Genomic DNA, 20,609 nt, shown 5'->3' on the forward strand with positions numbered 1-20,609 from the left:
GGGCGGCCGGGCCGGCGTTCTCGGCCGCCTGGCGGGCCAGCCGGGCCGCCTCGCCGAGCTGGGCGGCGCTGAGCCGGCCGCCGATGAGGGAGGTCAGTGCGCGGTCCATGGCCAGCAGCCGTGCGTCCAGCACCTTGGCCGGCTCGGCGACGGTCCAGATCTGCGGGATATGGCGGGCGATCAGCCGCGGGCTGAAGCTGTAGTACGTCGCGGCCACCAGCTCGGGCCCGGCGGCGCCCAGCGGAGCCGTACGCCAGGCGAAATAGCTGGGCCAGCGGGTGGCGACGTCATAGCCGAGGTCGGCGGCGACCTGCCGGGCCTCGGGGGCGAAGTACAGCGTGGCGTGCAGTGGCTCCAGCACGTGCCACATCCGGCGGGCGACCGAAAGGTATTCCGACATCGCTTTACCTCATGGCCTTCACGATGCGTGCGCAGACAGGGAGGGTTGGACCGTAGTCCGGAACACGGCCGTCGGTCCGAGGAATCGGGCAGCTGGGGCTCCCTGGAACCCGGTGCCGGACGAAAAGCCGTGCGAAATACTGACTTCCCCGATTACGCCGCGTAAATCCAGCACGTAGATGACAACTCTGTGTAGCTGACGCCTGGTTGGGGCGCAGAGGGTTTCAGCCGCCGGCGCCGGGAGGCCCCGCGGACCGTCCGCTCGGGACGTCCGCGCGATATGCGGTCGAACTTCGCGGAGCGCGGTGAACTCGGCGCCGCCCTCGCCGTGTTCGTGGACGGACGCAAGGTCGCCGACCTGTGGGGCGGGACCGCCGATGACCGGACCGGCCGGGCCTGGACGAAGGACACCGTCCTTCCGGTCATGTCCTGCACCAAGGCCCTGGTGAGCATCTCGGCCCATCTGCTCGCCCAGCAGGGGCGGCTGGATCTCGACGCTCCGGTGGCCAATTACCGGCCGGAGTTCGCACAGCACGGCAAGGAGCGGATCACCACCCGGATGGTGCTCGCCCACACCGCCGGTATCCCGCTCGCCGAGCGCCGGCTGACCTTCGAGGAGCTGACCGCCTGGAATCATCGGCGACGAACTGGGGCTGCGCACCTGGCTCGGCATGCCGGAGGAGGAAATACCGCAGCTGGCCCGGCTCATCGAGGCCGAGGGGCGGGCCTCGATGCCGCCCGCCGACGCGCTGCTCGCACGGGCGGTGACGATGAACGGGGCACTGCCCTTCCCCGGTCTCGACGATCCGCACGGCTGGAACTCGCCGGCGGTGCTGACCGCAGAGTTCCCCGGTGCGGGCGCGGGTCTCCTCGGCACGCGGCCTGGCGGCGCTGTACGCGGCGGTCGCCACCGCCGTGGACGGCTCGGCGCGGCTGCTCACCGAGGACACCGTCACCGACGCGGTCAAGGAACTGTCGGGCGGGCCGTCGTGGTCGGGGCTGCCGAATCTGGGCGCGCGCTGGGGGACCGGCTTCGTCGTCGACTCGGCGTTCCGCCGGCTGCTCGGCCCGCGCTCCTTCGCCAACAGCGGGGCGGGCGGCCAATTCACCTTCGGGGACGATGCCTTCGGCGTCGGCTTCGCCGCTACCGCCAACCGGATGGGCGGCGGCGGTGACCAGCGCGCCGAACGGCTCATCGGGGCGCTGCGGGACAGCCTCGGGGGGTGAGGTCCGGGCCCGGCTCCGGGGCGTCGTGCCGCCGGAGCCGGGTGCGTGGCCGGTCGGCCGCGGTGAGGGCGGGCGCACTGTTTCGGCGCGTCCGCCCTCACCGCGGTCGGGAAGCCGGGCGGTTGGCCCGCCCCGCTCCTCCGGCTAGTCGTCCGGGTCCGTGAGCGAGGAGTACTGCTCCGGGTGGCGCAGCAGCGCGCCGATGTGGGCGGCGGCCGTCGACAGCCGGCGGCGGGACTCCTTGAGCTGCTCGGCCGTGACGCCGTGATCGCGCGCCGCGTCCCGCAGATCGTCGCGGAAGCGGTCCAGCAGCCGGTCGAAGTCGCGGGCCGGATCGTCGCCCGCCGGCTCGTGCGCCCACTCCGGCGCCGGGGGAGCCTCCGCCGCCGGGCCCTCCTTGGCCAGGTCGACGCGCTCGACCGTCACCCGGGTCCCGTTGGCGTCGCCGTTCCGTGCGCCGCCGTCCTGCGCACCGGCCCGGTCCTCGCCGGGCAGGCCGCCGGTGAAGCGGCCGACCTCGCGGGACACCTCGGACAGCGCCTCGCGCACCGCGCCCGACCAGTCGCCGGTCCGCACCGCCCCCTGGGCCTGCTCCTGTACGTGCTTGATGACCCGCTGGATCTCCTCGCGCGCGAACACCTGGGCCTCCCGGGCCTGCTTACGGGCCCGCTGGGCGTCCTGCCTGGCCCGCTTGCTCTCCTCCTTGGCCCGCCGCGCCTGTTCCTTCCACTCCTCCTTGGCGCGCCGGAACTCCTCCTTGGCCTGCCGCCAGGACTCCTTGTCGCCGAATGCGCCGTCGAAGTAGTCGGAGGCGCCCGGGAACGGCCGTCCGGCGCCGTCGTCCGTGCCGGTCTTCGTCCCGTCGCCGTTCCGCCCGGCCTTACCGGACGCGCCCGCATCCGCGCGGGCCTGCTGTGCGGCTTCCCGGATCTCGCGGCGCAGATCGCGCGCCGAACCGCTCACGTCCTCCCGGATGTCGGAGGCGAGCGCGGCGACCGACTCCCTGATCTCCAGCTCAAGATCGGCCAACTCGCCACCACGGTCGGCGAGTTCGGCCCGGCCGGCGTCGGTGATCGAGTAGACCTTGCGGCCGCCCTCGGTCGCATGCGTCACCAGGCCCTCGGCCTCCAGCTTGGAGAGCCGGGGGTAGACCGTGCCGGCGGAGGGGGCGTACAGGCCCTGGAAGCGCTCCTCCAGGAGGCGGATGATCTCGTAGCCGTGCCGCGGGGCCTCGTCCAGCAGCTTGAGGAGGTAGAGGCGGAGGCGGCCATGGGCGAAGACGGGAGGCATGCTCAGAGCACCTTCTTCTCGGCGGGCGGGGCGGTGGGCGAGTCCTTGTGCGGGCCCGGGGCCGGGCCGTCGCCCGGGCCCGCGGGGCCGTCACCGAGGTCGCTCCGCGGGCTGTCCTCGTCCTCGAAGGCGGGCCGGCGCAGCAGCGCGAGGCCGCCGGAGACGGTGGTGACCTTGAGCGTGCCGGTGCCCGCACCCAGCGAGCCGGTGATCTTCTTCGCGCCCCACTGGCCGCTGACCCGCAGAGCGTCGAAGGCGTTGGCGACCGTGCCGGACGTGGTGTTGGCGTCCACCGTGGCGTCGGTCGGGTCCGGCAGCCGGATGGCGACCTCCCCGGAGACCGTCGCCAGATGGATGTCGGCGCCCTGCGCGGGGTCCAGATCGAGGACCATGTTGCCGCTGACGGAGTCGGCGTGCACCGCGCCGCCCGCGCCGTCGATGACCGTCAGATCCCCCGAGACGGAGTTGAACCGCAGATCGCCGGTGAGCGCCTGCACCTCGACATTGCCCGAGACGGTGTCGGCCCGCACCGCACCGGCCAGCCCGACGAGCGTGCTGTCACCGGAGACGCCGCGGACGTCCGTACGCCCCGCGATGCCGGAGACCACCGCGCTGGCGCCGACCACGCCGACCTCGACACGGGTGTCGGCGGGAACGGTCACCGAGACCACCGCGCCGCGGTTCCACCCCTTGCGGTCGAGGAACTTCAAGAACCCCTTCCAGGGGAGGTCCTCATACCCGACGGACAAGGTGCCGCCGCTGCACGAGACGGTCAGCGGCGGGCCGTGCAGCTCGCTGATCTCCAGGCGGGCGGGGCTGCCGTCCGAGGTGCCGACGACATTGACGGTGCCGCCGACCACGCGCACGTTGAGCGCCTCGACGGGCTCCGTGATCTCCAGCTTGCGTGGTTCGGCCACCTGCATCGGATACTGCGACCACTCGGTCCGGGCTGACATTCCTGGCCTCCCCTGGATAGCCGTGCAACGCAACATATCGCGTCTTCTCCAGACACGATATATCGCGGCTTGCGGAAGTCAAGCGCCCCGCCCCGGAGCTTGCCCCTATTCGCCCCCGACGCGTCCCCTAGGGCCTACGTGTCCAGGGCCTACGCCCGTCCGGGGCCTGCTCGTCCGGGCCTACTCGTCCTCGTCCTCGTCGTCCAGGCGGGCCAGCCAGGTGGCCAGCCGCTCGACCGGAACCTCGAAGTCCGGGTTCAGGTCGACGAACGTACGCAGCTGATCGGCCACCCATCCGAGGGTGACCTCCTCCTCGCCGCGTCGGTTCTCCAGCTCCTCGATGCCACGGTCAGTGAAATACACGCGCTCTCCATCAGGGGTCATGGGACATTCCCGGCCAGGATAGGCAGGCCCACGGACCTCTCGCGCCACAGGCGCCCGCGGGCTAGCCTGATCACCTGTCAACGGTCCTGCGGCAATTGGGGAATTGTCGTCCAGGGGGAGCAGGAGGCCGTGATGCAAGATCGCGCACAGCGCATCGAACTGCCCGACGGCACGGAGGTCTGGGCCCGGGTCTCCCGGCTGGACGCGCCCGGGCTCGACGGGGTGGACGATCCGGACGGGACGGCGGACGAGGATTTCGAGGACGTCGGCGCCTGGGACGCGCTCGGTGCCCGGGTCGAGGGGCTCCGCGAGGTGATCGGTGGGGTCGCCGACAGCGTCCGGCAGGCCACCGAGCGGGTCGCGCCGCACGAGACCAGTGTGACCTTCGGCGTGGAGCTGTCGGCCAAGCCCGGCAAGGCCGTCGCGCTGCTCGCGGACGGCGAGGCGAAGGCCAACCTCTCCATCACGCTCACCTGGCGGAGCGAGCGCGCCGGCTCCTCCCCGGAGGAGCCGCGGCGGGCGAACGCGGCCGACCGCCGGGAGCCGGACGATTCGAGCCGCTGATGGCGACCTCCGAGGGGCAGCCCACCGGCCGCGGTGACCGCGCCCACTACGCACAACTCCTCGACCACGCCGGACGCACCACCGTCGGACTGCGCGCCGCGCCGGACGCGACCGACACCCGGCTGTGGGGCAGCGGCGTGCTGATCGCGCCGGGATGGGTGCTGACCTGCGCCCATGTGCTCGCGGCGAGCGATGGGCGGCGCCGCGAGACCGGCCCGGCCGGTGTCTTCGGGGTCGTGTTCGGCGGCCGGGTCGTGTCCGCGCGCTGGGCGTACGACCTGAGCCGGCCCGACCCGGAGGCCGGGCCCGCCGCCGCCCGCGCCGACCTCGCCCTGGTCCGGCTGCTCGACCCGGAGATCGAGCACCCCTGCGCCTGGCTCAGCGATCAGCCGGCGACGCTCCTGGAGGACGCGTACATCTTTCGCGGGCATGATCAGTCGGGCGGAGGCGGAGGCGGGGTTGCGGCCGGGGCCGGCGCGGGCGGAGCCGGCAGTGTGAGCGGCAGTGCGGCCGGGGGCCCGGCGGAGGAACGCGTAATACGTGAGTCGGAGGGTGGCGGGGACGGCGTACGCGGAGCGCAGGAGGCGCACGACGGCCGTGGCGCCGACGCCGTACCTGCCGTGCCTGCCGCCCCCCGTACCCCCGCCACCCCCGTCGACCCCTTCATCGCCGTCCGCTTCGGCGCCCGTGACGCCCGCGGTCTGCAGTTCGGCAGCGATGTGCGGGTCACGCCCGGTGCGTCCGGCGGGCCGTTGCTGGACTGTGACCGCGGCGAGGTGGTCGGCATCGTCAAGGGCCGCCACCAGCAGGACCATGTCGGGCTCGCGGTGCCGGTCACCGCGTTGCGCGGGCTGGGGCCCGAGCATCTGGTCGTGGGCGCCGAGGGCCTGGGCCCCGACCCGTACCACGCGCTGATGAGCCTGCACGACCGCTGGCACTGGGCCGGTCAGGACCTCGGCCGGAGCGGCGGGCCCACCTGGTTCGACGCCCAGCACGCGATCATGGCGGGCCGGGGCCGGCTGTGGGGTGTACAGGAGCGGCTGCAGGCGCTCGATCTGCTCGCCCGGCTGCCCGCACCGCGCGACCCGCTGGCCGTGGAGGCGGCGGTCGGCGAGGTGCTGGACCGCGGCGAGCGGCCCGGGGCCTGGTCGCTGCGTACCTGGCGGGACGGCCACGGCGCGCTCTACCAGGGCAGCGATCCGTACACCGAGCTCCGCACCTTTGTGCACTATCTGCGGATCGTGGCCCAGCTGACCGCCGACGAGGTGCGCGACGTACCGGGCGAACAGGCCGCCGCGGTCCGCGAAGAGGCGGCCCGCCTCACGGAGTTCGTGCAGGCCAAGGCGGTGGTGTTGCAGCCGCAGGACCGCCGCAGGATCGGGCCGGTGCGGCGCCGGCCGCGCTCCGTGCTCGTCGAGTTCGAGCCGCTCTTCTACGACGAGGGCGGGCACGAGCTGTTCAACTGGTCGGTCAGCGAGGGCTACGGCCAGGGGCAGTGGCTGCGGGTGGACGTCCAGGAGTCGGCCGGCGGGGTGCCCTTCGAGGAGGCCAGGGAGCAGGTGCTGCGGCGGCTCGGCGGGCGGCTGCTGCGGGCCGACAGCGACGCCGGGCCGGGCGCCCGGGTACGCCTGGAGGTCGCCGTCCCCGAAGGCCGCTGGCACACCGCCGCCGGCCAGTGGGAGGTCGCGGCCTCGACCCGGCGCACCGCCCGGCTGCGGCCGGTGGGCCCCGGGCGCGCGGTGATCCTGCGCGACCAGGGACGGCGCGAACAGGTCGATCCGGCCTGGCTGCGCCGCTGGCAGGGCCTTGCCGCCGCGCCCGAACTACAGGCGCTGCGCCTTCCGCCGCGCGCCGGCGCGCGGCCCGGCGCGGGCTCCGCCGAGGCGATCTGGCGGCTGCTGGAGAAGGCGGACGAGGGCGCGCTGCCCGCGCTGTGCCACACGGTCGCCGAAGGGTTCGGCCGGGACGCGGTCGGCGTCGCCCTGGACACCGGCTTCCCGGCCGGGCTGTGGCCGGCCCGCGGCCACGGCGAGGAGCGGGAGTGTGATGCCTCGTGCGAGGAATTCCACCGCGGTGTACGGGAGTTGCTTCACGACTCGGGTGGCCTGGCCCGGCTGCCCGAGCTGGTCAGAAAGCTGCGCGCGCAGGCCGCCGAGGCCGCGGAGGAGGGCACGCACTGGGCCCGCGACCTGGTGCTCCTCTACGACGATCCGGAGGACCCGATACCGCAGCTGTTCACGGACCGGCCACAGGTGTCGCCGCGATGAGCGGGCCGGCGCCGCCCCTAGGGCCTGTCTCCCCGATCTCCGTGGGCCTGCGACGCCTGGCACCGCACCTCGCCGCGTTGTCGGAGTCATCCCAGTACGCCCAGTACGGGGATGATCCTCCGCCTTGCGATGCACGGCACCAGACGCCGCAGGCTGATCCACGCAGATCGGGGAGACAGGCCCTAGGTGAAGCGGGCGCCGCGTACGCCCCGCATGCGCCCGGTGCCCGCCCCGGCGGCCTCCGCCCTTGTGTGACAAGTGGCGCCCCGTACACAGCACTTGGCGCCCCACGGCGCCACCACGCGAGACCGGAAACCGCCCCGTGCGCTTCCGTATGGATGGGTACTGTCATAGCGTCGTGGAAGACTTGTTCGTGACGACGTGATGGCGATGAGTATGCGTGGCGGGCGCGGGGGAAGGCCGGGGCGGATGCCGACGTCTCCGGCGGTCCTCCATGGCCCTCGCTCCAGACCGATGCCTGGCCGGCGACGAGGAGTTCCGACGTGAGCGACTGGCTCATCTACCGTGGCGCGGGGGCACCGCACGACGGAATTGAGCACCTTCCGCCGCCACCCCCCTGGCGCGATTTCGACGGCGGCCCCCTCGTGGCGCCGCCCGCCGCCCTGGACCCCGCCTCCGAGCGCAGGCTGGGCGTCCAGCACCGGGAGGCTAGCCACCACCGCCCCGGCGAGACGGAGCGCGAGCTGGTCAACGCCGCCCTCTATCTGCGCCGGCCGCTGCTGGTGACGGGCGCGCCGGGCAGCGGCAAGAGCACCCTGGCGCATTCGGTCGCCTATGAACTCGGCCTCGGCCGGGTGCTCAGCTGGCCGGTCGTCAGCCGCAGCACGCTCCGCGACGGCCTGTACGACTACGACGCCATCGGCCGCCTCCAGGACCTCCAGATCGCCCGCGCCGCCCCGACCGCCGACGAGGCAACGGCGGCAACGGGTGCGGATGCCGCCGATGAACCCGGCGGCGGCATCGGCCGCTATATCCGCCTCGGCCCGCTCGGTACGGCCCTGTTGCCCGCCGCCAGGCCCCGCGTACTGCTCGTCGACGAGCTCGACAAGAGCGATATCGACCTGCCCAACGACCTCCTCAACGTCCTGGAGGAAGGGGAGTTCAGGATTCCGGAGCTGGAGCGGCTGGCCGGATCCGCCCCCGAGGTGGCGGTGCTCAGCGACGACGGCACCCGGGTGACGGTCCGCGACGGCCGGGTGCGCTGTCACGCCTTCCCCTTCATCGTCCTCACCAGCAACGGCGAACGGGACTTCCCGGCGCCCCTGTTGCGCCGCTGTATCCACCTCCACATCCCGGCCCCCGACAAGGAGCGGCTCGCCGCGATGGTGCGGGCCCACTTCGGCGAGGGGGCCGCCGAGCGCTACGAAGCGGTGATCGACCGCTTCCTGGACCGCGAGCCCGGCGATGTGCGCGCCGTCGACCAGCTGTTCAACGCCATCCACCTCACCCAGAAGGCCGGCTGGACGGACGAGGACGAGGAAGAGACCCGGCGGCGTCTGACGGCGGAGCTGATGCGGCCTCTTGATCGGACGAGGTGAGTGCGGTGCCCCTCGGGGAGCCCGGCCCCGGACCCCTTGACGAGCTCGTCGCCCGGCTGACCGCGGCGGGGGTGCCGGCCGATGCCCGTGGCATGGCCGATGCGCTCTGGCTCGCCCAGTGGATCACGCCGCCCGCGCCGCGGCCCGATGCCTCCGACGCGGACGGGCCCCTTCGCGCGACCTCCGCCGACCGTACAGATCCGGCCACTTTCCGGGTCGGACCGGCCGTATCGGCGGACCCCGTGCCCGACACCGGGACGCCGCCGGCCGACGGCGGCCCCGCGTTATCGGCCGGGGACCCGTCGTCGTCCGTGCTCCAGGACAGCGCCCGGCACCGGGTCGCGGAGCTGCTGCCCACCCAGGACGACCGGGTGCCCGATCCGGACCGCCACCGCCTCGGCGAGGTCGCCGTCCCGATCGCCTCCGCGTTCCCCGGACTGCTGCCGCTGCAGCGCGCGCTGCGGCCCGTCCAGCATTACCGCCCGCCGGCCGCCCCGGCCCGCCGCAAGCTGGACGAGCCCGCCACCGCCGAGCTCTCCGCCCACGCCGAAATGATCATCCCGGTGCTGCGCGGGGTGCACCGCCGCGCGTCGGCACTGCGGCTCCTGATGGACGGCTCGTCCTCGATGGCCGTCTGGGAGCAGATGCTGCACGACCTGCGCCAGGTCTGTGAGCGGGTGGGCGCCTTCCGGGACGTCACCGTGCACTACCTCCACCCGCACGGCCCGGACGTCGGCGTCGCCGCGGCCCCGGGCCCCGGCCGCCCGCTGCGCCCCGCCGACCAGCTGCACGACCCCACGGGCCACCACCTCACCCTCGTCATCAGCGACTGCGCGGGCCCGCTGTGGCGGGACGGCCGGATGCAGCGGCTCCTCTACCGCTGGGCGGCCGACGCCCCGCTCGCGGTGGTCCAGCCGCTGCCCCAGCGGATGTGGGCGCGCACGCTTCTGCCCGCCGTCGCCGGCACCCTCGTCCGCCGCCAGGGCCCCTACCAGGCCCTCGACTTCCGGCCCGCTCGACGCCGCCGCCGCCCAGTCGGGGCACGGGGCTCATCGGCAGGCGCGGTCCGCGAACGCGCCGTCCCGGTCCTGTCCGCGACCCCCTCCGCCCTCGGCTCCTGGGCCCGGCTGGCCGCCGCCGACGCCGGCCTCTCGCTGCGCGGCGCCGCCTCCGTCGTCCGAGCCGACCACGGCGCCGAGCCCCCGGCCGGACCGCCGCCCGCGCCCGGGCGCGGCGAACCGGCCCGTATGGTCAGCGAGTTCGACCAGCAGGCCTCGCCCGCCGCCCGGCTGCTCGCCGTCCATCTCTCGGCCGTCCCGCTCGCGCTGCCCGTCATCCAGCTCGTCCAGCGCGCGATGCTGCCGCAGACCGGCCCGGCCGAGCTGGCGGAGGTGCTGCTCAGCGGCCTGGTCACGCAACTCCCGCCGGACGAGAGGCCATCGGGGGAGCAGAGCGGGGTGGCCGGACCCTGGTACGACTTCGTGCCCGGCGTCCGCGACGCCCTCCTCGGCCGGCTCAGCGCCGGCGAGGCCGCCCTGGTCCTCAAGCACTGCTCGCTCTACATCGAGCGCACCTTCGGCCGCAGCGCCCGCAACTTCCCGGCCGTCGCGGTCGCCATGCTCTCCGGCAGCGGCCGTGAGCCGGAGACCGGCCAGCTCGCCGTCCCCGAACCCTTCGCCCGGGTCTCCGAACGCGTACTGCGCCGCTTCGAACCCGCGCTGCGCCCGCCCGACCGTCGCCCGTATGTGTCCGACGGCCCGGCCGCGGAGGGCGCGGCCCTCCTGGAGCGCTACGAACAGGACCGCGCCGTCCGCGATCTGATCGAGGCCGTCCGCCTGCTGCGCGCCGCCGCCGGACGCCTGCCGCCGGCCGGCACCGACCTCGCCCGCGCCCTGCTGCACGCCTGGGCGAAATGGCGCCAGCCGGACGCCCTGGAGGAGGCGGAGCGGGCGGTACGCGCCGCGGAGCGGGCCACGGCGGGGGAGGAGGCCGCCGACGGCCAGGAGAGCGCCGCCCCCGGGCGGGAGGCCGAACGCACCCGGGCGCTGATCGTGCTCGGCCGGGTCGGCCATGCCCGCGCCCAGGAACGCCGCGCCGCCGGCGCCCCGGACGAGGAACGCGCCGCGCTCGTCGACGCCGCCCGCCATCTGCACGCCGCCTGCGGGCTGATGAGCCTGCTCGACCCCCGTGTCCTGGAGAGCATGGTGCTACGCACCGAAGTCCTGCGCCGTCTGGCCGCCCTGCCCACCATGGCCGACGCACCCGAGCCCGACGGAACAGCCGTCACCTCGGACGCCGGCGGAACTACGGCCTCCCCCGGCCCTCACGGCCCCCCGGGCCCCGTCGACCCACCCGACCCGCTCGACGAAGCGGAACGCTCCCTCACCACCCTCCTCGACCAGTGGCCCAGCGGCGAGCAGGTCCCCGGCGAGGTCTACGCCGCCCGGGGCGGTGTCCTGCTCGACCAGGCCCGACGGGCCGCCCATGGCCACCCCGAAGGACCGCGCCCCGCCGAGGCGCTCGCCGTACGCGCCGCCGACGACCTCGACACCGCCACCGTGCTGCTGCGCCGCCGCGGCAGCGCCGCCGACCGGCTGGTCTGCGAGACGCTGCTCGATCTCGCGGCGGCCCGCCAACTGAACGGCGGCACGGGGCTGCCGTCCGTACTCCCCACCCTCGAACGCGCCCGCGCGATGGCCCGCGCACTCGACGACCCGGCTCTGGAAGCCGACAGCCTGCACCGCACAGCCGCCGCCCAGCGCGCCGTACACACCCGCACCGGCTCCCTGACCGCCCTCGACGACGCCATCGCCGCGCTGGCCGCCGCGCTCCGTCTGACCGCCCCCGATTCGCCCGAGCACAGCTCACTGCTGGCCGAACGCGGTGCGGCGCTGCTGCTGCGGGCCCGCCTGGAGCCGGCCGACGGGCCGGGCAAGCGGCTGGCCAACGAGGCGGTGCACGTCCTGCGCGAGGCGCTGGCCCGGGTCGCGCCCCAGGACCCCGACCTCGGCAACCGCCGGCTGCTGTTCGGCCGCGCCCTGCGGCTGCGCCATGAACGCCAGCCCTCGCTCGCCGATCTGCACGAGGCCGACTGGATCCTGGAGCTCGCCGCCCGCGGCGCGGACGTACCGGCCGCGGTGTCGGCCGAGGCTTGGCTGGAAGTGGGCGATGTCCAGCTCCTGTTGGACCGCCGCTTCGACTCCAGGGAGCGGCACGACCGGGCCGCCGCCTGCTACCGCCGCGCCGCCGCGGCCGCCGGTCGGGCCGACAGCGCCCTGCTGGCCGCCCGCGCCCACCACCGCCGCGGCGAGGTCCTGGAGGTCACCGCCGGTCCCCGCTCCGCGCTGTACGCCTACCGCGAGAGCTGGGAGCAGTGGCAGCGCGCCGCCGAGGACAGCGGCCCCGAGGCGCAGCGCACCCGCGCCCGGATGCGCGCCCTCGAATCCACCGCCTGAGCGCCCTGAGCCCCCGGCCGGCTGCCTGGCAGCCGGCCCCCGAACGTGTTTCTGTGGACAGGAGTTCGGGAACACCCCCGTCCAGCCGGCCAGAGGAGAACAGCGTGGCGACTACCCCCCGCACCGAACCGGCTGCGGCCGCCCCCTCGGGGCCTTCGGCCGAGCCGTTGCCGGATTTCGCCGGGGTTGATGTGGGCAGCTTGGCGGCCCGGACGGACCATGCGGTGCTGGGAGAGGTGGTGGCGCGGCTGCTGCGCCACTGGCCTTCGGCGGACGATGCGGTGGCCTATTACGAGGACGGCGCGTAGAACGTCCTGCGTTGATGCTCAGGAACCGTTGTTTTTGGGCAAACGTGCAAGGAAATCGGCCACTTTTTGAGCGAATTTGCTTCTTCGATCATTGGCAGAGCCATGTACCAAGTACCGGGCGGAAGTTGACGATCCCGGACACCGACGAGGGCAGGGGGCGACGCCGTGGCGGGGGTGCAGACCGGCAAGGCCGCTGCCGTGCCCTTCCGGCAGTTCGTGCTGAAGGTCCACAGCCGCTGCAACCTCGCGTGCACCTACTGCTACATCTACGCCGGCCCCGACCACAGCTGGCGCCGGCGCCCGCAGACCGTCCCGGCCGCCACGATCCGGCAGACCGCCCTGCGCATCGCCGAACACGCCCGCACCCACCGGCTGCGCGCGGTCCGCATCGATCTGCACGGCGGCGAACCGCTGCTCACCGGCCCCGGCCCGCTCCTCGAACAGGCCGCCGCCATCCGCGCCGCGCTGCCCGCCGACTGCAGCGCCGATTTCTGCGTGCAGACCAACGGCACCCTGCTCACCCCGCAGATGATCGAGGTGCTCGGCATCGCCGGATTCCGGCTGGGCCTCAGCCTCGACGGCGGCATCGCCGGCCTCAACCGCCGCCGTATCGACCATGCGGGGCGGCCCTCCTGGCCCGCGGTCTCCCGCGCGGTGGGCCTGCTCTCCGGCCGCCCCGACATCTTCGCCGGCATCCTGTGCACCATCGACATCACCACCGACCCCGCCGAGGTCTACCGCTCGCTGCGCGCACTCGACCCCCCGATGCTCGACTTCCTCCTCCCGCACGCCAACTGGTCCAGCCCACCGCCCGCCCCCCTCGGGCCCGCCGGCCGCACCCCGTACGGCGACTGGCTGTGCACCGTCTTCGACCTGTGGTGGGACGGCGGCCCCGGCCCCCGGGTGCGGGTGTTCACCGAAATCCTCGGCCTCCTTCTGGGCCGCCCCAGCTCCAGCGAGGCGGTCGGCCTCTCACCGGTCGTCGCACTGGTCGTCGACACCGACGGCGCCATCGAACAGGTGGACTCGCTCAAATCCACCTACGAAGGCGCCGCCGCCACCGGTCTCGACGTCTTCCACCACACCTTCGACGAGGCCCTGGCGCACCCCGGTATGGCCGTCCGCCAGCGCGGCCGGGACGGGCTCGGCGCACAGTGCCGCAATTGCACCCTGGTGGAGGTGTGCGGCGGCGGCAATTACGCGCACCGCTACCGCGCGGATACCGGCGGATTCGCCAATCCGTCCGTCTACTGCGCCGACCTGGAACGCCTGATACGGCATATCGCCGACCGCCTGAATGCCGCGGTTTCGCTCAACTGATGTGCCTTCAACATGACCTGACGCACTGTCGTCATATGGAGGGACACTTGGGCTATCGTGCCAAAGAGCCAGGGCGTGCCTGATGAGTCAGCCTCCGCACGCGCGCACCATCGCATCTCAGGGAGACGGTCGCATGGTCGATCAGGCCACTTCTTCTGGTTCTTCTGGTTCTTCTGGTTCTTCTGGTTCTTCTGGTTCCTCCGGTTCTTTTGGTCCTACCGGCTCCAACGAGCACATCACCATCAGCTACGCGGGCTTCACCCGCCCATGGGCCGCCTGGATCTCCCACCAGCTGGAGCAGCAGGGCCACGGCACGACCATGCTGCGCTGGGACCCGCATGTGGACACCGCGCTGGTGGAGGAGCTGTCGGGGCTGCTGGAGGCCGAGGGCCGGCTGCTGATCGTGCTGGACGACTGGTACTTCCGGCTCGGCCCCAAGACGCAGGACGAGTGGACGGCCGCGCTGCGCGAGGTGGTGCCCCAGCACGCCGACCGCTTCGCCGCGGTGAGCGTGGCCACCCAGAGCCTGCCGGCCACCGCCTCCCTGCTGCGCCCCGCCGACCTGCGCGACCTGGACGCCCGCGAGGCCAACCGCCGCCTGCTGCACCGGCTGGGCATCAGCACACCGGGCCGGGCCGTGGACGACAGCGCGCCCGGCGCGCCCCGCTTCCCGAACAACCCGCCCGAGGTGTGGAACATCCCACGCCGCAACAACCGCTTCACCGGCCGCGACCACGTACTCGAAGAGCTGCACGGCAAGCTGGCCGGCTCCGGGGCGGGCGCGGGCCCGCCGCTGGAGACCCGGATCGCGCTGTACGGCACCTCCGGCGTCGGCAAGAGCCAGATCGCCGCCGAATACGCCCACCGCTTCGGCAACGACTACGACGTGGTGTGGTGGATCAGCGCCACCAACCGCGGCGCCGCCCGCGAACAGCTCGCCGAGCTCGCCACCCGGCTCGGCCTCCCCGTCGGCCGGGAGCTGGGCGACCGCATCCGCGCCGTCCACGAGGCCCTCCGCATCGGCCGCCCCTACCGCCGCTGGCTGCTGATCTTCGACAGCGCCGACGACATGGAGCAGATCGAGGACCTGGTCCCCGACGGCCGCGGCCATGTCCTGATCACCACCCTCACCCGCGACTGGTCGGGATCCGGCAGCGCCCAGGAGATCGAGGTACGGCCCTTCACCCGCATCGAGAGCGTCGCCTACGCCCGGCGGCGCGCACCACGGCTGACGCCGATGGAAGCCGATCTGCTCTCCGATGCCGTACAGGACCTGCCGCTGCTGCTCGCCCAGACGGCCGCCTGGCTCGACGCCAACCCGATGTCCCCCAAGGAGTACATCGAGCTGATCCGGCGCGGCGAGCCCAGCCTCGTCGGCATCCGTATCTCCTCCGACTACCCCATGGCCTTCCAGACGAGTTGGGCCATAACTCTCAACACCCTGCGCGAACGCAGCCCCGGGGCGGTCGAACTGCTCAAGCTGTTCGCGTTCTTCGCGCCCGACGCCATCCCCGTGCCGATGCTCGCCAAGGCCCGCCGCGGCGATCTGCCCGAATACCTCGCGGACCTGGCCGCGGAGCCGATCAGCTGGAACACGGCACTGCGCCGGCTGACCGAATCCACCGCCGTACGCCTCGACTACCAGGTCTCCGAGGATTCCGACCCGGCCGTGGAGACCGCGCTCATGCACCGGCTCTACCACCGGTTCCTGCGCAGCGACATGACCGAGGACGAGCGCGACCTGATGTCGGCGGCGGCCTGCCGGGTGCTGGTCACCGCCGACCCGCAGAACCCCGCCGACACCCGCTACTGGGACCGCTACGCCGAACTCATCCCGCATCTGGAGCCGGCCGGCGTCCTGGACAGCCCCGACCCGGCCGTTCAGCAGCTGCTCCTCAACTGCGTCGAATATCTGCGGGTGCGCGGCGAGTACCGGATGGGCCTGCGGCTGTGCGAACTGTTCATGTCCCGCTGGCGCAGCCGCCTCGAACCCACCCAGCGCACCATGCTCGTGCTCACCCACCAGCACGCCAACATGCTGCGCAGGCTCGGCCGCTACCGCGAGGCCGAGGCGGTCGGCAGCGCCGTCGTCGACCAGCTCTCCGCCGAACGGGGCGCCTCCGACGCCGATCTGCTGCGCGCGCAGGACGGCCTGGCCGGCACCCTGATGGCGCTGGGCTCCTACGACGAGGCGCACGCCCTCTTCGACGCCGTCTGGCGCGCCTACGTAGCCCTGCTCGGTCCGGAGGCCCCGCGCACCCTCTCCTCGCGCCACAACCTCGGATGCGTACTGGCGCTGCTCGGCCGCTACGAGGAAGCGCTGGTCACCCATCGCGAGGTGCTCGCCTACCGGGAGCGCGAGCTGCGCGCCCGCCACCACCTCACCCTGAACGCCGGCGCCGCACACGCCCGGACGCTGCGCCTGCTCGGGCGCTACCGCGACGCCACCTCCAGCCAGGAACTCAACGCCCGGCTGCATCTCCAGGTCATGGGCCCGCACACCCCCCAGACCCTGCGCTCCGAGCACGACCTCGCGCTGTGTCTGCGCCGCTCGGGCGAGGCCGCGCGAGCCGGCGAGCTGATGACCGACCTCGTCGAGCGGTCCCGCCGGGTGCAGGGGCCCCGGCACCCCGAGACGCTGAGTGTCCGCGCCGACCACGCCACCTTCCTGCGCGAGCACGGTGACCTGGGGCAGGCCCGTGAGCTCGCCGAGGAGGTCGCCGAGTCCTATCGTTCGCTGGTCGGCGAGGGCCACCCGTACACCGTCGGCACCCTGGGGAACACCGGCCTGGTCCGCGCGGAGTTCGGTGAACTGGCGGAGGCGCTGGAGATCGCCGAGCGGTCGCTGAGCGGGATGACCCAGGTGGTCGGCCCCGACCATCCTTGGACCCTGGGGTGCGCGCTGAACGTCGGCGCCGCGCGCAACCGCGTCGAGGACGAGGAGGGCGCGGTCGAGCTGGGCCGCGACACCCTGGAGCGGGCCAAGGCGATGCTGGGTGACACCCACCCGCTGACCCTCTCCGCCAAGACGGCCCTCGCCGAGGATCTGCGCGCGCTGCGCCGTGGCCAGGAGGCGTCCAAGCTGGAGCAGGAGGCGATCTTGCAGCTCTCCGAGACGCTGGGCCCCGAACACCCGCACACCCTGTCCGCCCGGCGCCGTCGGCGCCCGTACTGGGACTTCGAACCGCAGCCCGTATAACGGGCCGCCGCGGCGCGCCGCCACCCGGCGCGCACAGCCCAAAGGGCCCGCCCCCGCAAAAGCGAGGACGGGCCCTTTCGGCGTTACCGGTTCACCCGGTGGCTCCGGCGCCTACGCGTCGAAGACCTCCGCGACCAGCTGTGCCTGCTCGGCCTGGTGGCGCTTGGCGGAGCCGACGGCCGGGGACGAGCTGTGCGGCCGCGAGATGCGGCGCAGGCGCTCGCCGTGCGGGACGTCGGCGCCGACGGCCAGGTCGAGGTGGTCGATCAGGTTGAGGCCGAGGAACGGCCAGGCACCCTGGTTCGCCGGTTCTTCCTGGACCCACAGGTACTTCCCGGCGTTCGGGAACTTGGCGATCTCCGCCTGGAGTTCCTTGCCGGGGAGCGGGTAGAGGCGCTCGATGCGGACAATCGCGGTGTCGTTGGCACCACGCTTCACGCGCTCGGCCTCCAGGTCGTAGTAGACCTTGCCGGAGCAGAAGACGACCTTGCGGACGTCCTCGGCCTTGACCGTGGAGTCGCCGATGACGGGGCGGAAACCGCCCGTGGTGAACTCCTCCGTCTTCGACGCCGCGGCCTTCAGACGCAGCATCGACTTCGGGGTGAAGACGATCAGCGGCTTGTGGTGCGGGTTGTGCACCTGCCAGCGCAGCAGGTGGAAGTAGTTGGAGGGGAGCGTCGGCATCGCGACGGTCATGTTGTTCTGCGCGCACAGCTGGAGGAAGCGCTCGATCCGGGCCGAGGAGTGGTCCGGGCCCTGGCCCTCGTAGCCGTGCGGGAGGAGCAGGGTGACGCCGGAGGTCTGGCCCCACTTCTGCTCCGCGGAGGAGATGAACTCGTCGACGACGGTCTGGGCGCCGTTGACGAAGTCACCGAACTGGGCCTCCCACATGACCAGCGCCTCGGGGCGGGCCAGCGAGTAGCCGTACTCGAAGCCCATCGCCGCGTACTCGCTCAGCAGCGAGTCGTAGACGTTGAAGCGGGCCTGGTCCTCGGTGAGGTAGAGCAGCGGCGTGTAGTCCTCGCCCGTCTCGCGGTCGATGAGGACCGCGTGGCGCTGGCCGAACGTACCGCGGCGGGAGTCCTGGCCGGCGAGCCGGACCGGGGTGCCCTCCATCAGCAGCGAGCCGATGGCGAGGGTCTCGCCCATGCCCCAGTCGATGGTGTTGTCCTCGACCTGGGCCGCGCGGCGCTGCAGCTGGGGCAGCAGACGCGGGTGGACGGTGACCCGCTCGGGGATGTTGACCTGGGACTCGGCGATCCGCTTGACGACCTCCTGGGAGATCGCGGTGTCCACGTAGACCGGGAACTCGGCCTTGGGCTGCGGCACCTCGGGGGCCACGGGGGCCGTCGTGGCGTCGCGGACCTCGGTGAAGACCTTCTCCAGCTGGCCCTGGAAGTCCTGGAGCGCCTGCTCCGCCTCTTCGAGGGTGATGTCGCCCCGGCCGATCAGGGACTCGGTGTAGAGCTTGCGCACCGAGCGCTTCTTGTCGATCAGGTCGTACATCAGCGGCTGGGTGAAGGCCGGGTTGTCCGACTCGTTGTGGCCGCGGCGGCGGTAGCAGATCAGGTCGATGACCACGTCCTTGTTGAACGCCTGGCGGAACTCGAAGGCCAGACGGGCAACGCGGACGACGGCCTCGGGGTCGTCGCCGTTCACATGGAAGATCGGCGCCTCGATCATGCGGGCCACGTCGGTGGCGTACATGGACGAGCGCGACGACTCCGGGGCGGCGGTGAAGCCGACCTGGTTGTTGATGACGACGTGCACCGTGCCGCCGGTGCGGTAGCCGCGCAGCTGGGACATGTTCAGCGTCTCGGCGACCACGCCCTGGCCGGCGAACGCCGCGTCACCGTGCAGCTGGATCGGCAGGACCGTGAAGTCCGTGCCGCCCTTGTTGATGATGTCCTGCTTGGCACGCGCGACACCCTCGACGACCGGGTCCACGGCCTCCAGGTGGGAGGGGTTGGCGGTCAGCGAGACCTTGATCTGCTCGCCGTCCAGGCCGGTGAAGGTGCCCTCGGCGCCCAGGTGGTACTTCACGTCGCCGGAGCCGTGCATCGACTTCGGGTCGAGGTTGCCCTCGAACTCGCGGAAGATCTGCGCGTACGACTTGCCGACGATGTTGGCGAGGACGTTGAGGCGGCCGCGGTGGGCCATGCCGATGACGACCTCGTCCAGGCGCGACTCGGCCGCGGAGTCGATGACCGCGTCCAGCAGCGGGATGACGGACTCGCCGCCCTCCAGCGAGAAGCGCTTCTGGCCGACGTACTTGGTCTGCAGGAACGTCTCGAAGGCCTCGGCGGAGTTCAGCCGGCGCAGGATGCGCAGCTGCTCCTCGCGCTCGGGCGACTTGTGCGAGCGCTCGACCCGGTCCTGGATCCACTGGCGCTGCTTGGGGTCCTGGATGTGCATGAACTCGATGCCGGTGGTGCGGCAGTACGAGTCGCGCAGCACGCCCAGGATGTCGCGCAGCTTCATCATGGACTTGCCGGAGAAGCCGCCGACCGCGAACTCGCGCTCCAGGTCCCACAGGGTGAGGCCGTGCTCGGTGATGTCGAGGTCGGGGTGCTTGCGCTGGTGGTACTCCAGCGGGTCGGTGTCGGCCATGACGTGGCCGCGGACCCGGTAGGAGTGGATCAGCTCGAAGACCCGGGCGGCCTTGGTGACATCGTCGTCGTGCGAGGCGTCGATGTCGCGCAGCCAGCGGACCGGCTCGTAAGGAATCCGCAGCGACTTGAAGATGTCGTCGAAGAATTCGTTCTCACCGAGCAGCAGCTGGCTCATGATGCGCAGGAACTCGCCGGAGGCGGCGCCCTGGATCACGCGGTGGTCGTAGGTGCTGGTCAGCGTCATGACCTTGGAGACACCCAGCTTGTTCAGGGCGTCCTGGGAGGTGCCCTGGAACTCCGCGGGGTAGTCCATCGCGCCGACGCCCATGATCATGGACTGGCCGGGCATCAGACGCGGCACGGAGTGGACGGTGCCGATGCCGCCCGGGTTCGTCAGCGACGCGGTGACTCCGGTGAAGTCGTCCATCGTCAGCTTGTTGTCGCGGGCCCGGCGGACGATGTCCTCGTAGGCCTGCCAGAACTCGAAGAACGACAGCGTCTCGGCCTTCTTGATGGCCGCGACGACCAGCTGGCGCTCGCCGCTCGGCTTCACCAGGTCGATGGCCAGACCGAGGTTGATGTGCTCGGGCTTGACCAGCGTCGGCTTGCCGTCCTTCTCCGCGAAGGAGTAGTTCATCGACGGCATGGCCTTGAGGGCCTGCACCATCGCGTACCCGATGAGGTGGGTGAAGGAGACCTTCCCGCCACGGGCGCGCTTGAGGTGGTTGTTGATCACGATGCGGTTGTCGAAGAGCAGCTTCACCGGGACCGCACGGACGGACGTGGCCGTCGGCAGCTCCAGGGAGGCGTTCATGTTCTTCGCAACGGCGGCCGAGGGGCCGCGCAGGGTGACGAACTCGGGACCGCCGGGGGCCAGGCCCTCCGCGGCAGCCGGCTTCGCGGCGGGCTTGGCCGGGGCGGCCTTCGCCGGAGCTGCCTTCGCCGGAGCGGCCTGGGCGGGCGCCGGAGCGCTCGCGGCAGGCTTCGCCGGGGTTGCCGGCTGGGCGGGCGCAGGCTCGGCCGCGGCGGGAGCCGCTGCGGCGGCAGGCGCGGCCGGGGACGACGGGGC

General features: G+C 72.8%; 12 protein-coding genes and 1 pseudogene. 8 read left to right on the top strand and 5 right to left on the bottom strand.

What is annotated here, in order from left to right; translation table 11 throughout:
* Positions 1 to 400: SCO6745 family protein (locus DY245_RS39540; RefSeq protein WP_425329508.1), on the bottom strand; the 400-nt coding region annotated here is incomplete at its 3' end.
* A gap of 279 nt (positions 401 to 679) precedes the next feature.
* Here DY245_RS39540 and DY245_RS48555 point away from each other — a divergent pair.
* Positions 680 to 1,626: pseudogene (locus DY245_RS48555) on the top strand (serine hydrolase domain-containing protein).
* Positions 1,627 to 1,770: 144 nt separating this feature from the next.
* Here DY245_RS48555 and DY245_RS39550 read toward each other — a convergent pair.
* From DY245_RS39550 to DY245_RS39560, 3 genes are all read right to left on the bottom strand, one after another.
* Positions 1,771 to 2,916, bottom strand: a complete 1,146-nt coding sequence (locus tag DY245_RS39550) for a PadR family transcriptional regulator (protein ID WP_128511939.1) — start codon at positions 2,914 to 2,916, stop codon at positions 1,771 to 1,773.
* A 2-nt stretch (positions 2,917 to 2,918) separates the two neighbouring features.
* Positions 2,919 to 3,872 carry a DUF4097 family beta strand repeat-containing protein gene (locus DY245_RS39555; protein WP_128511940.1) on the bottom strand — a complete coding sequence of 318 codons (954 nt, stop codon included), beginning with the start codon at positions 3,870 to 3,872 and terminating at the stop codon, positions 2,919 to 2,921.
* Between the two features lie 180 nt (positions 3,873 to 4,052).
* The gene (locus tag DY245_RS39560; protein WP_030081126.1) at positions 4,053 to 4,235 is read right to left on the bottom strand and encodes a DUF6104 family protein; all 183 of its coding nucleotides are present in this window, start codon (positions 4,233 to 4,235) and stop codon (positions 4,053 to 4,055) included.
* A 153-nt stretch (positions 4,236 to 4,388) separates the two neighbouring features.
* Here DY245_RS39560 and DY245_RS39565 point away from each other — a divergent pair, with 153 nt between their 5' ends.
* From DY245_RS39565 to fxsT, 7 genes are all read left to right on the top strand, one after another.
* Positions 4,389 to 4,820 (top strand): CU044_2847 family protein, encoded by a 432-nt coding sequence (locus tag DY245_RS39565; RefSeq protein ID WP_128511941.1) that lies wholly within the window; start codon positions 4,389 to 4,391, stop codon positions 4,818 to 4,820.
* Positions 4,820 to 7,087 (top strand): VMAP-C domain-containing protein, encoded by a 2,268-nt coding sequence (locus DY245_RS39570; RefSeq protein WP_128511942.1) that lies wholly within the window; start codon positions 4,820 to 4,822, stop codon positions 7,085 to 7,087. The genes DY245_RS39565 and DY245_RS39570 overlap by 1 nt, the downstream gene beginning before the upstream one ends.
* Before the next feature lie 503 nt (positions 7,088 to 7,590).
* On the top strand, positions 7,591 to 8,646 hold the full coding sequence (locus tag DY245_RS39575; RefSeq protein ID WP_128511943.1) for an AAA family ATPase: 1,056 nt from the start codon (positions 7,591 to 7,593) through the stop codon (positions 8,644 to 8,646).
* 5 nt (positions 8,647 to 8,651) lie between these two features.
* The gene (locus DY245_RS39580) at positions 8,652 to 12,101 is read left to right on the top strand and encodes an SAV_2336 N-terminal domain-related protein (RefSeq protein ID WP_128511944.1); all 3,450 of its coding nucleotides are present in this window, start codon (positions 8,652 to 8,654) and stop codon (positions 12,099 to 12,101) included.
* 104 nt (positions 12,102 to 12,205) lie between these two features.
* Complete coding sequence (locus tag DY245_RS39585; protein ID WP_128511945.1) at positions 12,206 to 12,409, top strand: YxD-tail cyclophane-containing RiPP peptide; 204 nt, start codon at positions 12,206 to 12,208, stop codon at positions 12,407 to 12,409.
* A 165-nt stretch (positions 12,410 to 12,574) separates the two neighbouring features.
* The gene (locus tag DY245_RS39590; RefSeq protein ID WP_181924067.1) at positions 12,575 to 13,729 is read left to right on the top strand and encodes an FxsB family cyclophane-forming radical SAM/SPASM peptide maturase; all 1,155 of its coding nucleotides are present in this window, start codon (positions 12,575 to 12,577) and stop codon (positions 13,727 to 13,729) included.
* A 133-nt stretch (positions 13,730 to 13,862) separates the two neighbouring features.
* Positions 13,863 to 16,928, top strand: coding sequence for an FxSxx-COOH system tetratricopeptide repeat protein (gene fxsT / locus DY245_RS39595; protein WP_244943545.1), 3,066 nt, complete (start codon positions 13,863 to 13,865; stop codon positions 16,926 to 16,928).
* 111 nt (positions 16,929 to 17,039) lie between these two features.
* On the opposite strand, the gene DY245_RS39600 is transcribed toward fxsT, so the two are convergent.
* Positions 17,040 to 20,609: multifunctional oxoglutarate decarboxylase/oxoglutarate dehydrogenase thiamine pyrophosphate-binding subunit/dihydrolipoyllysine-residue succinyltransferase subunit (locus DY245_RS39600; RefSeq protein ID WP_128511946.1), on the bottom strand; the 3,570-nt coding region annotated here is incomplete at its 5' end.

The organism is Streptomyces inhibens (assembly GCF_003389455.1).
Classification (GTDB): Bacteria; Actinomycetota; Actinomycetes; order Streptomycetales; family Streptomycetaceae; genus Streptomyces; species Streptomyces inhibens.